At 70.3% G+C, this 14,279-nt stretch carries 11 protein-coding genes; 7 read left to right on the forward strand and 4 right to left on the reverse strand.

The window, feature by feature from the left end; all coding sequences use genetic code 11:
• The first annotated feature begins 2 nt into the window (after nucleotides 1-2).
• Nucleotides 3-1,046: a MaoC family dehydratase gene (locus tag P9K36_RS25745; RefSeq protein WP_043379397.1), complete on the forward strand. Its 1,044-nt coding sequence runs from the start codon at nucleotides 3-5 to the stop codon at nucleotides 1,044-1,046.
• A 60-nt stretch (nucleotides 1,047-1,106) separates the two neighbouring features.
• Here the strand turns inward: P9K36_RS25745 and P9K36_RS25750 are convergent, their stop codons facing one another.
• From P9K36_RS25750 to P9K36_RS25765, 4 genes are all read right to left on the reverse strand, one after another.
• Nucleotides 1,107-1,757, reverse strand: coding sequence for an outer membrane protein (locus tag P9K36_RS25750; RefSeq protein ID WP_043759709.1), 651 nt, complete (start codon nucleotides 1,755-1,757; stop codon nucleotides 1,107-1,109).
• Between the two features lie 88 nt (nucleotides 1,758-1,845).
• Entirely contained in the window at nucleotides 1,846-3,198 is a 1,353-nt protein-coding gene (locus tag P9K36_RS25755) for an L-serine ammonia-lyase (RefSeq protein ID WP_278306216.1), read from the reverse strand.
• Between the two features lie 152 nt (nucleotides 3,199-3,350).
• Nucleotides 3,351-3,899, reverse strand: a complete 549-nt coding sequence (locus P9K36_RS25760; protein WP_043353007.1) for a formaldehyde-activating enzyme — start codon at nucleotides 3,897-3,899, stop codon at nucleotides 3,351-3,353.
• Between the two features lie 235 nt (nucleotides 3,900-4,134).
• On the reverse strand, nucleotides 4,135-4,695 hold the full coding sequence (locus P9K36_RS25765) for a L,D-transpeptidase (protein ID WP_043379390.1): 561 nt from the start codon (nucleotides 4,693-4,695) through the stop codon (nucleotides 4,135-4,137).
• A gap of 207 nt (nucleotides 4,696-4,902) precedes the next feature.
• Between P9K36_RS25765 and P9K36_RS25770 the strand changes: the two genes are divergently transcribed.
• The 6 genes from P9K36_RS25770 (at nucleotide 4,903) to P9K36_RS25795 (ending at nucleotide 14,177) form a co-directional block, all read left to right on the forward strand.
• Nucleotides 4,903-5,316: a hypothetical protein gene (locus P9K36_RS25770; protein WP_043379479.1), complete on the forward strand. Its 414-nt coding sequence runs from the start codon at nucleotides 4,903-4,905 to the stop codon at nucleotides 5,314-5,316.
• Nucleotides 5,317-5,473: 157 nt separating this feature from the next.
• Entirely contained in the window at nucleotides 5,474-6,754 is a 1,281-nt protein-coding gene (locus P9K36_RS25775) for an efflux RND transporter periplasmic adaptor subunit (RefSeq protein WP_236952749.1), read from the forward strand.
• A gap of 17 nt (nucleotides 6,755-6,771) precedes the next feature.
• Nucleotides 6,772-9,930, forward strand: coding sequence for a multidrug efflux RND transporter permease subunit (locus P9K36_RS25780; RefSeq protein WP_278306217.1), 3,159 nt, complete (start codon nucleotides 6,772-6,774; stop codon nucleotides 9,928-9,930).
• Between the two features lie 307 nt (nucleotides 9,931-10,237).
• On the forward strand, nucleotides 10,238-11,854 hold the full coding sequence (locus P9K36_RS25785; RefSeq protein ID WP_043759712.1) for an ABC transporter substrate-binding protein: 1,617 nt from the start codon (nucleotides 10,238-10,240) through the stop codon (nucleotides 11,852-11,854).
• A 9-nt stretch (nucleotides 11,855-11,863) separates the two neighbouring features.
• Complete coding sequence (locus P9K36_RS25790; RefSeq protein WP_278306218.1) at nucleotides 11,864-12,844, forward strand: ABC transporter permease; 981 nt, start codon at nucleotides 11,864-11,866, stop codon at nucleotides 12,842-12,844.
• A 361-nt stretch (nucleotides 12,845-13,205) separates the two neighbouring features.
• The gene (locus P9K36_RS25795; RefSeq protein ID WP_278306219.1) at nucleotides 13,206-14,177 is read left to right on the forward strand and encodes an ABC transporter permease; all 972 of its coding nucleotides are present in this window, start codon (nucleotides 13,206-13,208) and stop codon (nucleotides 14,175-14,177) included.
• Nucleotides 14,178-14,279: the final 102 nt, after the last annotated feature.

Genomic DNA, 14,279 nt, shown 5'->3' on the forward strand with positions numbered 1-14,279 from the left:
CCGTGAAGACGAATCCCGGCCGCTTCTTCGAGGATTTCCGCCTCGGCGAGACCATCCGCCACGCCACCCCGCGCACCGTGACGGTGGGCGACGTGGCGCTCTACACCGGCCTCTACGGCCCGCGCTTCGCCGTGCAGTCGTCGGACGCCTTCGCCCGGGCCATCGGCTACCCGAAGAGCCCGCTCGACGACCTGCTCACCTTCCACATGGTGTTCGGCAAGACCGTCCCGGACGTCTCGCTGAACGCGCTGGCCAATCTCGGCTACGCGGAGGGCGGGTTCCGGCGGCCGGTCTATCCGGGCGAGACGCTCTCCACCGTGTCGGAGGTGATCGGCCTCAAGGAGAGCTCGAACCGCCAGACCGGCGTGGTCTATGTCCGCTCGGTGGGCTCCGACGAGCGCGGCGAGACCGTGCTGAGCTATTGCCGCTGGGTCCTCGTGCGCAAGCGCGACCCCGAGGCGGCCATCGCCGAGGAGCACGTGCCGAGCCTCGCCAAGGTGGTCGACCCGCAGGATCTCGCGGGCGCCCTGCCGAAGCTCTCGGCCGCCGCCTACGACACCGACCTCGCCGGCAGCCCGCACCGCTTCGCGGATTACGCGGTCGGTGAGAAGATCGACCACGTCGACGGCATGACCGTCGAGGAGGCCGAGCACCAGATCGCCACGCGCCTGTTCCAGAACACCGCCAAGGTGCATTTCGACGGGCTGGCCGCCAAGGACACCCGGTTCGGCCGGCGCCTGATCTACGGCGGCCACGTCATCTCGCTCGCCCGGGCGCTGAGCTTCAACGGGCTCGGCAACGCCTTCGCCCTCGCGGGCATCAATGCCGGCCGCCACGTGGCACCGCTGTTTGCCGGCGACACGGTCTATGCCTGGAGCGAGGTGCTGGCCACAGCCGATGTCGGCCGCGACGATGTCGGGCTCCTGCGCCTGCGGACGGTCGCCACCAAGAATCAGTCTTGCGGCGCCTTCCCGGACCGCGCGGGCGACGGCTACGACCCGGCGGTGATTCTCGACCTCGACTACTGGGCCTTCGTCCCGAAGTAGGGGGCCGATCAGGGGGCCGCCTCCCGGCACCGCCGCGCGGCGGTGCCGGCAGAGACCGCCTCAGCGGATCCCGCCGCCGACCACGCCCGCCTCGACCGCCAGCGAGAGGCGGTCCGTGACCGCCCACTCGACGCCGACGCCCGCGACCGGCCGCACCGCGATGTCCTGGCGCGTGAACGGCAGCGACCCCGGGGTCGGCCCGACGCGCAGCGTCTGGTGCAGGGCCAGGGCGCCGGTCTTGGCGTAGACCAGCACGTCCGGCGCGACGAGGGTGCCGACCTTCACCTCCAGGGACCCGGCGAAGTCGTTGGAATAGGCGAGCCGCCCGAAGCCCGGCGTGAGGGTGCCGTCGAGCCCGGCCAGATAATCGAACCCGCCGCTGATGCCGTAGAGGATCGGGCCCTCCTGCCACATCCGGCCGCCCTCGAACCCGATCGTCGGGCCCGAATAACTGCCGAAATGCCGGGACGTGCTGACCGCGTAGCCGGTCGAGAGGCGCGCGTAGGAGCCGGTCCAGCGGCCATACGCGTCCTCGGGCATCTGCGGCCAGGCGAAGGAGGGCAGCGGCGCGAAGCCGACGGACGGCCAGAACAACGCCTGGGCGGCGGCGGGACCCGCCGGGAGACACGCGGCCCCGAGCCCGAGACCGGCCCCGAGCGCGAGACCGGCCGCGAGGCGGCTGAACGGACGGGAATCGGCGCGTCTGATCATCCCGCCATCCTAGCCGAAGCTCCCCGCCCGCGACAGGCGGAACCCGCGCACCCGCGGGATCGTGCGCGGCGCGCCGGGGCCGGCGTGCTCAGCAGGCGGCGACGTTGACCGCGAGGCCGCCCAGGGAGGTTTCCTTGTACTTGGCCTGCATGTCGTGCCCGGTCTGGCGCATGGTCTCGATGACCTGGTCGAGGCTCACGAAATGCACCCCGTCACCGTGCAGCGCCAGGGAGGCGGCGGCCACCGCCTTGTTGGCGCCGAAGGCGTTGCGCTCGATGCAGGGGATCTGCACCAGGCCGCCGATCGGGTCGCAGGTCATGCCGAGATGGTGCTCCATGGCGATCTCGGCGGCGTTGGCCACCTGGGGCGGCTCGCCCCCGAGGATCGCGGCGAGGCCCGCCGCCGCCATGGCCGAGGCCGAGCCGACCTCGCCCTGGCATCCGACCTCGGCGCCCGAGATCGAGGCCCGGCGCTTGATCAGCCCGCCGATGGCCGCGGCGGCGAGGAGGTAGTCGCGGCCGCGCGACTCGCTCCAGCCGGGGCAGAAATCCACGATGTAGCGCAGCACCGCGGGGACGATCCCGGCCGCACCGTTGGTCGGCGCCGTGACGATGCGGCCGCCGGAGGCGTTCTCCTCGTTCACCGCCAGGGCGAACAGGCTGATCCAGTCCATGATCTCGTGGGCCGGACGGCTGTTGGACAGCCGGTTCGCTTCGAGCGTCGCGTGGAGCCGCTTGGCGCGCCGCCGCACCTTGAGGCCGCCCGGCAGCTCGCCGTCCATGCGCAGACCCCGGGCGATGCAGGCGAGCATGGCGTCGCGGATGGCATCGAGCCCGGCCTCGATCTCCGCGTCGGAGCGCAGGGCGCGCTCGTTGGCCATCTGGACCTGCGGAATCGTCAGGCCGGTCTCGGCGCAGGTCCGCAGGAGGTCGGCGCCGCTCTCGAACGGATACGGCAGCGCCACCGCGTCCAGGCCGGCGGTGCCGTGCTCGTCCTCTTCTTCCACGAAGCCGCCGCCCACGGAGTAGCAGACCACCTCGTCCAGAAGCCCGCCGGCAGGATCGTAGGCGCGAAAGCGCATGCCGTTGGTGTGGCGCGGCAGCACCTCGGTGAAGTTGAAGAGAAGGTCCCGCGTGCCATCAAAGGCAATGCCGGGCAGGCCGAGGGCGCCGGTCTCGGCGAGGGCCTGCGTGTAACCGGCCACGGCGTCGGGATCGACGGTGGCGGGCTCGTGCCCCAGGAGGCCGAGGTAGATCGCCACGTCGGTGCCGTGGCCGCGCCCGGTCCAGGCGAGGGAGCCGAAGATCTCCGCGCTCACCCGCGCGACGCCGGACCGGCCGGCGACGCGGTCGCGGAAGCGGCGCGCGGCGACCATCGGGCCGATCGTGTGCGAACTCGACGGGCCGATCCCGATCTTGAACAGATCGAAGGCGCTGATCATGGCGTGGCGTCTCTCCCTATCGGCCCGGGCCCCGGACGCGGCCCTGCAGGAAGCCGGCCATGCGGGTCCCGCAGGAACGCCCGCCGGGTCCGCGCCGCGGCCGCCGGCCGGGAGCCGACGGCGGGAGGCGTGATCGCGGCGCGGACGGGCGCTCAGATCTTCCCGTCGAGGCCCATCTGGTAGTACTTGTGCACGATCTTGTCCTGGTTCTCGAGGAGCCAGTCGATCGAGGGCTCGTTGGTCATGGCCTTGCGGATGGCCTCGGTCATGCCGCGGCGCTGGATGTCGAACAGCGCCTTGTGGTCGACATGCTGGGCCTCGATGACGCCGGGGCTGAGCCAGACCGAGCAGATGATGCCGAGATCGTTGGCCTTGTGCTTGGGGATGTAGCCCGCCCGCACGGCGTCGAGGACGCCGTTGGCGATGGCGAACTGCACGGTGCCCATCAGGATCGAGGTGTACTTGCTCTCGGTGACGCTGACCTTGGACACGCAGAGCGTGACCGGGCGCACCATGATGTCGGTGTTCAGCAGGGCGAAGACGCGGCTGTGGCCGACGACCTGATCGCCGGTCAGCGTGGCGAGGGCGGTGCCGACCGGCCCGTCGAGTTCGCCGATGATGACCTCGGGCTCCGAGGCGGTGTTGGGCGGCCCGCCCGCCACCAGGGCCTCGCCGGCCCGCAGGATGATGCGTTCGTTCATGCTGTCCCTCGTGGAGATCGGGCGATCCGGCTCTGCCCGACGGCGCGGCTCCTATCACCGGCCCGCCGCGCCTGTCGACGCGGACCCGTCCGCAGCCGCAGCCGCGCCGATCCGGCCGCGCACGGCCTTGCGCGTCGCGGTCGGTCCGCGCGCCGCCCCGGGGCCGCTCCGAGGCGCAGGGGAGAGGGCGACGCAGGGGGGGAGGGCGGCGGCCGGGCGCCGCCACCCGCCGCGATCAGTCGCGCACGACGACCTTGGTGCCGACCCGGACCCGGTCGTAGAGGTCGACCACGTCCTTGTTGGTCATGCGGATGCAGCCCGACGAGACCGCCGCCCCCATCGTCTCCGGCTCGTTCGAGCCGTGGATGCGGTAGAGCGAGGAGCCGAGATAGAGGGCGCGGGCGCCCAGCGGGTTGTCCTGGCCGCCGGCCATGTAGCGCGGCAGGTCCGGGCGGCGGGCCAGCATCTGCTGCGGCGGGCGCCAATCCGGCCATTCCTTCTTCATGGTGACGGTCTTGGTGCCCGACCACGAGAAGCCCTGCCGGCCGACGCCGACGCCGTAGCGGACCGCCGCGCCGCCGCCCAGCACGTAGTAGAGCCGGCGCTGGCGCGTCGAGACCACGATCGTCCCGGGCTTCTCCTTGCCGGTCCACGCCACGGTCTCGCGGGGGATCGCCTGGCTGCGGAAGACGTTGAGGAAGTCCGCGATGGGGCCCCTGTCCAGCGGGTTGGCCAGCGCGGGGGCGCTTCCAAGCAGCAACCCCGCGAGCCCGAGCAGCGCGATCCGTCTCGGCATGGTCTCCATCCTCCGTCCGTCGTGGCGCAGACCTTCGCGGTGCCCTGCGCGCATCGGGCGAGCCGGCCCGGACTTCACGGCAAGGTTGAGGCCGGGCCGTCGGGATGTGCACTTCCGGGCGTAGCTGTGTGCTGCATGCAACACTCCGCGGACGCCGCGACGCCGTGGGTGATTGCGCCCGGCGACAGCCGTGCTTATCTCAGATCCGTGATCCGATCCGCCGCCCTTCTGGCCCGCCGTGTCGCGGCCTTGCCGGACCGCCTCGCCCGGGGCCTCGCCGTGCTGGCGCTGCTCGTCCTCGCGGCGGCCGCGATGGCCGCCGTGCCGGCACGGGCCCAATCCGCGCGGCCGGAGGGCCCGGCCTGCGCGATCACGAGCCCGCGCCTCTCGGTTCTGTCGGGCACGCCGGACGCGCAACCCGAGGCCAAGCGGTCCGTCTTCGGCCGCACCGATCTCTGCGCCGCCGACAGCGAGATCCTCACCGAATTGGGGCTGCCGCGCCCGCCGGTCGAGGCGCCGCGGCCCCGTCACACTCTTTCCGCATCGTTCGAATACAGGTCCGACATCCTGCCGGCTTCCGCGCCGGACGGTTCGCCGCACCGGCCTCCCCGCTTGGCCTGACGCGTGCCCCGGCCCTGGCGGCCGGCGAGGATGCGCGCCTGTCCTGATCTCCGTCCGACCGGCCTCGTGACCGGTCCCGAGATCTGCCACGACGATGCGCGGGTCCATGCTCCGCGCCAGCCTCAGCAGACGCATGTTTTCAGGAGCGTCGGAAATCGTGACCCGCACTCTGTCCGTCAGAACCTCATCCTCTCGCCGCCGTCCGGGCCGGGCCAGGACCGTCCTGCCCGCGGCCCTGCTTCTGCTCGGCCTCGCGGCCTGCAACCCGAAGCAGGTGGCCGCGCCGGCGCCGCCGGTGCCCGAGGTCGGCTTCGTCAAGGTCGAGCCCCAGGCGATCCCCTATCTCCGCGACCTGCCGGGCCGCGTCGCGCCCATGCGCATCGCCGAGGTCCGCTCCCGGGTCTCCGGGCTCGTGGTGAAGCGGCTCTTCGAGCAGGGCAGCCAGGTCAAGGAGGGCGACATCCTCTACAAGATCGACCCGGCGCCCTATCAGGTCGAGCTCGCCAGCGCCGAGGCGGCGCTCGCCCGTCAGGAGGCCGCCCTCGTGCTGGCCCGGCAGCAGGCCGACCGGCTCGAGCAGCTGCTGACGCGGGCCACCGCCAGCCAGGCCCAGTACGATGCCGCCTTCGCGGCCAAGAAGCAGGCCGAGGCGGAGGTCGCCGGCGCCAAGGCGGCCCGCGACCGGGCGCAGCTCAACCTCGGCTGGACCGACGTGCGCGCGCCGATCACCGGCCGCATCGGCCGGGCGCTGCTCACCGAGGGCACCCTGATCGAGCCGGGCTCCACGGGGGCGCTCGCCACGATCCAGCAGCTCGACCCGATCTACGTCGACATCACCCAGTCGGTGGGCGAATTGAACCGCCTGCGCCGGGACCTCGCCAGCGGGGAGCTGGCGCGGCTGGAGGAGAACACCGCCAACGTCCACCTGATCATGGATGACGGCTCCCTCTACCCGCTGGCCGGCCGGCTCCTGTTCTCGGACGTCACCGCCGATCCGAGCACCGGCCAAGTGACCCTGCGGGTGCAGTTCCCCAACCCGCACGACGAGCTGTTCCCCGGCATGTACGTGCGGGCGCGGATCAAGCAGGGCATCGATTCCGACGCCATCGCGGTGCCGCAGCAGGCGATCCAGCGCACCGACGACGGCCGCGCCGAGGTCTGGGTGGTGCGCGCCGACGAGACGGTCATGCGCCAGCCCGTCGAGGTCGGGCCGGTGGTCGGGCAGAACTGGCTGATCCGCTCGGGGCTGAAGGCCGGCGAGCGGGTCGTGATCGACGGCTTCCAGAAGATCACCGTCGGCGCCAAGGTGAAGCCCCGCGACCAGACGCCGGTCCACGGCGAGACCGGTCCGAAGCACGATACCGACGAGGCCCCCGACGCCTCGGGTGACAAGGCGGAGGTCGCGCCGCGGGCCGCCGCCGTCCAGCCGCGCCACTGAGCCGGGAGAGCCCGATCATGGCACGCTTCTTCATCGACCGGCCGGTCTTCGCCTGGGTCGTGGCCCTGTTCATCTGCCTGGGCGGGGCCCTCGCCATCCCGAACCTGCCGGTGGCGCAGTACCCGGTGATCGCCCCGCCCTCCATCGCCCTGTCCACGGCCTATCCGGGGGCCTCGGTGGAGAGCCTCTACATCGGCACCACCCGGCTCATCGAGGATGAGCTGAACGGCGCGGCCAACATCATGAGCTTCGAGTCGACCACCGACTCGTTCGGCTCGGTGAACATCACCGCCACGTTCCAGCCCGGCACCGACCCGTCGCTCGCCTCCGTGGAGGTCCAGAACCGGCTGAAGCGCGTCGAGGCGCGCCTTCCGGCGGAGGTGCGCCAGCAGGGCATCCTGGTGGAGGAGGCCTCGGCCGCGACCCTCAACATCATCACCCTCGTCTCCAAGGACGGGTCGATGGACGAGGTAGGCTTGGGCGACTTCCTGATCCGCAACGTCATCAACGAGATCCGGCGCATCCCCGGCGTCGGCCGCGCGACGCTCTACTCCACGGAGCGGTCGCTGCGCGTCTGGGTCGATCCCGACAAGCTGCGCGGCCTCTCGCTCAGCGCCTCGGACGTCACCGAGGCGATCCGCAACCAGAACGTCCAGGTCGCGTCCGGGGCGGTCGGCGCGCAGCCGAGCCCGACCCGGCAATCGCTGACCATGCCGATCATCGTGAAGGGCCAGCTCGGCACCATCGAGGAGTTCGGCGCGGTCGTGCTGCGGGCCAATCCCGACGGCTCGAACGTGCGCCTGCGCGACGTCGCCCGGATCGAACTCGGCGGCGACGCCTACCAGTTCTCCACCCGCCTGAACGGCGGCCCCGCCGCCGGCATCTCGGTGACGCTCGCCCCCGACGGCAACGCCCTCGAGACGGCCCGGGCGATCCGCGCCAAGATGGTGGAGCTGTCCCAGTTCTTCCCGCCGGACCTGAAGTGGGACATCCCGTACGACATCACCCCGGCGGTGGAAGCCTCCATCGAGAAGGTGCTGCACACGCTGGTCGAGGCGGTGGTGCTGGTCTTCCTGGTGATGTTCCTGTTCCTGCAGAACATCCGCTACACCCTGATCCCCACCATCGTGGTGCCGATCGCCCTGATGGGCACCGTCACGGTGATGTGGATCTCGGGCTTCTCGGTGAACGTGCTCACCATGTTCGGCATGGTGCTGGCCATCGGCATCCTGGTCGACGACGCCATCGTGGTGGTGGAGAACGTCGAGCGGATCATGAACGAGGAGGGGCTGCCCCCCAAGGAGGCCACCAAGAAGGCCATGGGGCAGATCACCGGGGCGATCATCGGCATCACCCTGGTGCTGATGGCCGTGTTCATCCCGATGGCGTTCTTCCCCGGCTCGGTGGGCGTCATCTACCGGCAGTTCTCGATCGCGATGGTGACCTCCATCGCCTTCTCGGCGCTGCTCGCCCTGTCGCTGACGCCGGCCCTCTGCGCGACCTTCCTGAAGCCGATCGAGAAGGGCCACGGCCACGCCAAGGGCGGCGTGTTCGGGATGTTCAACCGGTTCGTCGACCGGGAGACCGCCCGCTACGGCCGCGGCACCCAGTGGTTCATCCGGAAATCCGGCCGGGTGATGCTGGTCTATCTCGCGCTGGTCGCCGGCACCGCCTACGCCTTCGTGAACCTGCCGGAGGGCTTCCTGCCGGTGGAGGATCAGGGCTTCTTCACGGTCGACATCCAGACGCCGCCGGGCGCCTCCTACAACCGCACCCAGGAGGCGGTCCGCAAGGTCGAGGAGCACCTGCTGGCCCAGCCCGGCGTCGCCACCGTGACCATGCTCAACGGCTTCTCCTTCTCGGGCCAGGCCCCGAGCACCAGCCAGGCCTTCGTCACCCTCAAGCCCTGGTCCGAGCGCGACGCCAAGAACTCGGCCGCCGCCCTCGTCGCCGGCACCAACGCGGCGCTCGCCAATTACCGCGACGCCACGGTGGACGCCCAGGAACCGCCGCCCGTGGACAATCTCGGCAACGCGGCGGGCTTCTCGTTCCGCCTGCAGGACCGGGCCAACCGCGGCTACGCGGCCCTGCTCTCGGCCCAGGAGCAATTGCTCAAGCTCGCGCAGCAGAGCCCGATCCTCCAGAAGGTGAAGATCGAGGGCCTGCCGCCGACCCCGCAGGCGGAGCTGGTGATCGACCGCGAGAAGGCGGCGGCCCTGGGCGTGAAGTTCGAGGACATCAACGCCACGATCCAGCTCAACCTCGGCTCGGTCTATCCGAACGACTTCCCCAACCGGGGCAAGATGCAGCGCGTCTACGTGCAGGCCGAGCAGCTCCAGCGCATGAACGCGTCGGACATCCTCAACTACGCGGTCAAGAACGCCGGCGGCACGATGGTGCCGATGTCGTCCTTCGCGGAGCTGAAATGGGGCATGGGGCCGAGCCAGATCGTCGGCTTCAACGGCTACCAGTCGGTGCGCTTCACCGGCGAGCCGAACCCCGGCTACACGTCGGGCGACGCCATCGCCGAGATGGAGCGGCTGATGCTCCAGCTGCCGAAGGGCTTCGGCTACGCCTGGACCGGCCAGTCCTACCAGGAGAAGCAGGCCGGCAGCCAGGCGAGCCTGCTGCTCGCCCTCTCGGTGCTGATCGTGTTCCTGTGCCTCGCCGCGCTCTACGAGAGCTGGGCGATCCCGGTCTCGGTCATGCTGGTGATCCCGCTCGGCGTGATCGGATCCGTGGCGGCCGTCTACCTGCGCGGCATGCCCAACGACGTGTACTTCAAGATCGGGTTGATCACGATCATCGGGCTCTCGGCCAAGAACGCCATCCTGATCGTGGAATTCGCCAAGGACCTCTGGAAGCCCGGAACCTCGGTGATCCGGGCGGCGGTGGACGCCGCCACGCTCCGGTTCCGGCCGATCGTGATGACCTCGCTGGCCTTCATCTTCGGCGTGGTGCCGCTGGCCATCGCCACCGGCGCCGCCTCGAAGAGCCAGCAGGCGATCGGCACCGGCGTGATGGGCGGCATGATCACCGCCACCGTGCTGGCGGTGTTCTTCGTGCCGGTCTTCTTCGTCGTCGTCATGCGCCTGTTCCGGCGCAAGGCGGTGGCGGAGGGCGAGCGGGCGGACGCGGAGACGCGGCACGAGCCGGCGCGGGTGGCGGCCGAGTAGGCCGGCGCGCTCGCGCCCCGGCCCATGCAAGGCGCGACGCGCCCCCTCTCCCGCACGGGGGAGGAGGCGCGCGCTTCCATGCGCGAGGGCCGTTCCGGTCCCGCCTGCCGCGCGATGGCGGCGCCTCGGCCGTCGATCGAGGACGATAGGAGGCGGGAAAAACGCGTTCGGGCGGCCGAATAATGTCACTCACCCGCGACAGCCTCGGCCGCCGCCTTGTATACAGATGGTCCGAAGCTTGCTGACGCCGCGGTGGACACCGCCGGGGCTGCCGGCCGGTGGCGCATTCACGGTTCCGGAGATCCGCTTGTCCCGTTCGACCCTGAAGACCCTCGTCCGCGGCGTGGCCACGGGTGCCGTCGCGACGTTCGCTTTCGCGGCGTTGCCCGCGCAGGCCGCGAACGTCTTCCGTTTCGCCTTCCAGGGTGACCTGAAATCCCTCGACCCGTACTCCCTCAAGGAGAGCTTCACCGAGGGCATGCAGCAGGCGGCCTACGAATCCCTCGTCACCCTCGACAAGAACCTGAAATTCGCCCCCGGCCTCGCCGAATCCTGGGAGACGCCCGAGCCGACCCGCTGGCGCTTCCACCTGCGCAAGAACGTGAAGTTCCACGACGGCACGCCCTTCACCGCCGACGACGTGATCTTCTCCGCCCAGCGGGTCCGCGCCCCGGGCTCGAACTTCACCACCAACGTCCCGTCCGACGCCGAATTCGTGAAGGTCGACGACTTCACCGTCGACATGGTGCTGAAGAAGCCGAACCCCATCGCCATCGCCCAGTTCCCGACCTGGCTGATCATGTCGAAGGCATGGTCCGAGAAGAACGGCGTCGTGCAGCCGACGCCGCCCAACGCCTCCAGCCCGAGCTACGCCACCCTCCACGAGAACGGCACCGGCCCCTTCGTGATCGCCGAGCACCAGCCGGGCGTGAAGACGGTGTTCAAGAAGTTCGACGGCTACTGGGGCAAGGTCGAGTCGAACCTCGACGAGGCGGTGCTGACCACCATCGCCAACCCGGCGACCCGCGTCGCCGCGCTCCTCTCCGGCGAGGTCGACTGGATCGACCCCGTGCCGCTGCAGGACCAGCAGCGGGTGAACGCCAGCGGCACCGCCACCGTGATGGCCGGGCCCGAACTGCGCACGATCTTCCTCGGCATGGACCAGGACCGGGACGAGCTGAAGGATTCGAGCGTCAAGGGCAAGAACCCGTTCAAGGACATCAAGGTCCGCGAGGCCTTCTACCTCGCCATCGACGAGGACACGATCGCCAAGCGGGTCATGCGCGGGCAGGCGGTGCCCTCGGCGCTGATGATCGCCCCGAGCCTCTACGACCGCGGCGCCGAGTTCAAGCGCCCCGCCACCGACCTGAAGAAGGCCAAGGAGCTGATGGCCCAGGCCGGCTACCCGGACGGGTTCTCGCTCACCATGGATTGCCCCAACGACCGCTACGTCAATGACGAGGCGATCTGCCAGGCGGTGGTCTCGATGCTCGCCCGCATCAACGTCAAGGTGAACCTCAACGCGCAGCCGAAGGCCAAGTACTTCGCCAAGGTGCTGGCCCCGAACTACGACACGTCGTTCTACCTGCTCGGCTGGACCCCGTCCTCGCTCGACAGCCACAACATCCTCTACGAGATCGTCGGCTGCCGGAAGCCCGGCGACAAGTCGGGCCGGGGCAGCTGGAACCTCGCGGGCTATTGCGATCCGAAGATCGACGCCATCGCCGACAAGGTCGAGGGCGAGACCGACAAGGCCAAGCGCGACGCCCTGATCAAGGAGGGCTTCGATGTCCTCAACACCGACTGGGGCTACATCCCGCTGCACCAGCAGGCGCTGGCCTGGGGCGTCTCCAAGAAGGTCCACCTGACCCAGCGCGCCGACAACCTGCTCCTGCTCTACTGGGTGTCGAAGGATCCGCAGTAGGATCCGGGCGTGCTCGCCTTCCTGCTGCGCCGGGTGATCCAGGCGGCCGCGGTCCTCGCGGTCGTCGGGCTCATCGCCTTCGCGATGTTCCGGTTCGCGGGCGATCCCGTGAACCAGATCGTCGGCCCCGACACCACCGTGGCCGAGCGGGCGGAGATCCGCAAAAATCTCGGCCTGGACGATCCCGTCCTGGTCCAGTTCGCCCGCTACGCCGGCAGCGTGGCGCGGGGTCAGTTCGGCATCTCCTACCAGTTCCGGCAGCCGGTGGCGCAGCTCCTCGCCGAGCGCATGCCGGCGACGCTGGAGCTCGCCTTATGCGCGACGGTCTTCGCCCTCGTGGTCGGCGTCCTCATGGGCGTCTACTGCGCCCTGCGCCGCGACTCCTGGCTCGCCGGGCTGTTCCAGGCCGTCTCGCTCATCGGGATCAGCCTGCCGACCTTCCTGATCGGCATCCTGCTGATCTACCTCTTCTCGGTGACGCTCGGCTGGCTGCCCTCCTACGGGCGGGGCGACACGGTCCGGCTCGGCTGGTGGACGACGGGCTTCCTCACCGCGTCGGGGCTCAAGGCCCTGATCCTGCCCTCGGTGACGCTCGGCCTGTTCCAGATGACGCTGATCATGCGGCTGGTGCGCGCCGAGATGCTGGAGGTCCTGCGCACCGACTACATCCGCTTCGCCCGGGCGCGGGGGCTCACCACCCGCGCCGTCCACCTGCGGCACGCCCTGAAGAACACCCTCGTGCCGGTGATCACCATCGCGGGGCTGCAGCTCGGCTCGGTCATCGCCTTCTCGATCATCACCGAGACGGTGTTCCAGTGGCCCGGCATGGGCCTGCTGTTCGTGCAGGCCGTGCAGAACGTCGATATCCCGATCATGTCCGCGTACCTGCTGCTCGTGGCGCTGATCTTCGTGACCATCAACCTCGTGGTCGACATCCTCTACACGGTGGTGGATCCGCGCCTGCGGCTCTCGACCGGGCGGGCGGCGTGAGACCGGACATGACGCACCGTTCCGCTTGCCTGCCGCGCGTCATTGAACGGGACGCGACGGTCACGCCCGCTTCGCAGGAGGCCCGGGTCCCCGCTCCCGTGCGGGAGAGGGACAGTGTGAGGGATGAGAATTGTCCGGATGGGGCGCGGCCTGTCGGCGCTTCGAGGGTGCGCTTCACTCTGAGCGGTCTCGACCCTCACCCCGACCCTCTCCCGCACGGGAGAGGGGGCAGGTCGCGCCTGCCAGGCCCGTCGGCGCAAGACGGTCGCGTTCTGGGTTGCCGTTATCGCTTCGCTCCGCTCGCAAAGACGACGGCAGCCGCCCCGAAGCTTTCCACCGGACACGGCGTGAAGGGCGACCGATGAGCGGATACGACCTCGACGCGGGCGATACCCCGCCGGTCCCCCTGCCGGAGGCGGCGCCCTCCCGCCTCGCGCGCTGGCGGGATTCCGACCTGCTGGCGAGCTTCCTGCGCTCGAAGACCGCCATGGCGGCGCTGGTCGCCACGGTGCTGATGGTCGGGCTCGCCTTCGCGGCGCCCCTGATCGCCCCGCAGAACCCCTACGACCCGGCCCAGCTCGACCTGATCAACTCCAACCTGCCGCCGATCTGGCAGGCGGACGGTCAGGCGCCCTACTATCTCGGCACCGACGACCAGGGCCGGGACGTGCTCTCGGCGGTGCTCTACGGCCTGCGCCTGTCGCTGATCGTCGGCGGGCTCGGGGTGCTGACCTCCGGCGTCATCGGCATCGCGCTGGGTCTGATCGCCGGCTACGCGGGCGGCGTCCTCGACACGCTGATCATGCGGATCGCCGACGTGCAGCTCACCTTCCCGGCGATCCTGATCGCCCTGGTAGTGGACGGCGTCGCCAAGGCAACCTTCGGCAGCGCCCTCGACGTCGGGCCACTGATCGGGCTGATCGTGGTGTCGATCGGCCTGTCCTTCTGGGTGCAGTACGCCCGGACCGTGCGGTCCTCCGTGATGGTCGAGAAGGGCAAGGACTACGTCCAGGCGGCGCGGCTGATCGGCCTGTCCTCCCCGGTGATCCTGGTCCGCCACGTGCTGCCGAACGTCACCGGCCCGGTCTTCGTCATCGCGACGATCAACTTGGCGCTCGCGATCATCACCGAGGCGACCCTGTCGTTCCTCGGCACCGGCCTGCCCGAGACCATGCCGTCGCTCGGCACGCTGATCCGCACCGGCAACCGCTTCCTGTTCTCCGGCGAGTGGTGGATCGTCGCCTTCCCGGGGCTGGCGCTGGCCGGGCTGGTCATCGCCATCAACCTCCTGGGGGATTGGCTGCGCGACGCGCTCAATCCGAAGCTGCAATGATGGGACATCGTCAGCGCGAGCGCAGCGAAGCGACCCAGGGCAGCGCGACCTTGGTGAACGCGGCGCCGCTGGATTGCTTCGCTCCGCTCGCAAGGACGGGGG

Origin of the sequence: Methylobacterium sp. 391_Methyba4, from assembly GCF_029691625.1 — a bacterium.
Taxonomy (GTDB): Bacteria; Pseudomonadota; Alphaproteobacteria; order Rhizobiales; family Beijerinckiaceae; genus Methylobacterium; species Methylobacterium fujisawaense.

Bases quoted from the DNA above. Each gene is read 5' to 3' on its own strand.
- P9K36_RS25795 (WP_278306219.1), top strand. From the start codon at position 13,206: ATGAGCGGATACGACCTCGACGCGGGCGATACCCCGCCGGTCCCCCTG.
- P9K36_RS25765 (WP_043379390.1), bottom strand. From the start codon at position 4,695: ATGCCGAGACGGATCGCGCTGCTCGGGCTCGCGGGGTTGCTGCTTGGA.
- P9K36_RS25750 (WP_043759709.1), bottom strand. From the start codon at position 1,757: ATGATCAGACGCGCCGATTCCCGTCCGTTCAGCCGCCTCGCGGCCGGT.
- P9K36_RS25760 (WP_043353007.1), bottom strand. From the start codon at position 3,899: ATGAACGAACGCATCATCCTGCGGGCCGGCGAGGCCCTGGTGGCGGGC.
- P9K36_RS25755 (WP_278306216.1), bottom strand. From the start codon at position 3,198: ATGATCAGCGCCTTCGATCTGTTCAAGATCGGGATCGGCCCGTCGAGT.
- P9K36_RS25780 (WP_278306217.1), top strand. From the start codon at position 6,772: ATGGCACGCTTCTTCATCGACCGGCCGGTCTTCGCCTGGGTCGTGGCC.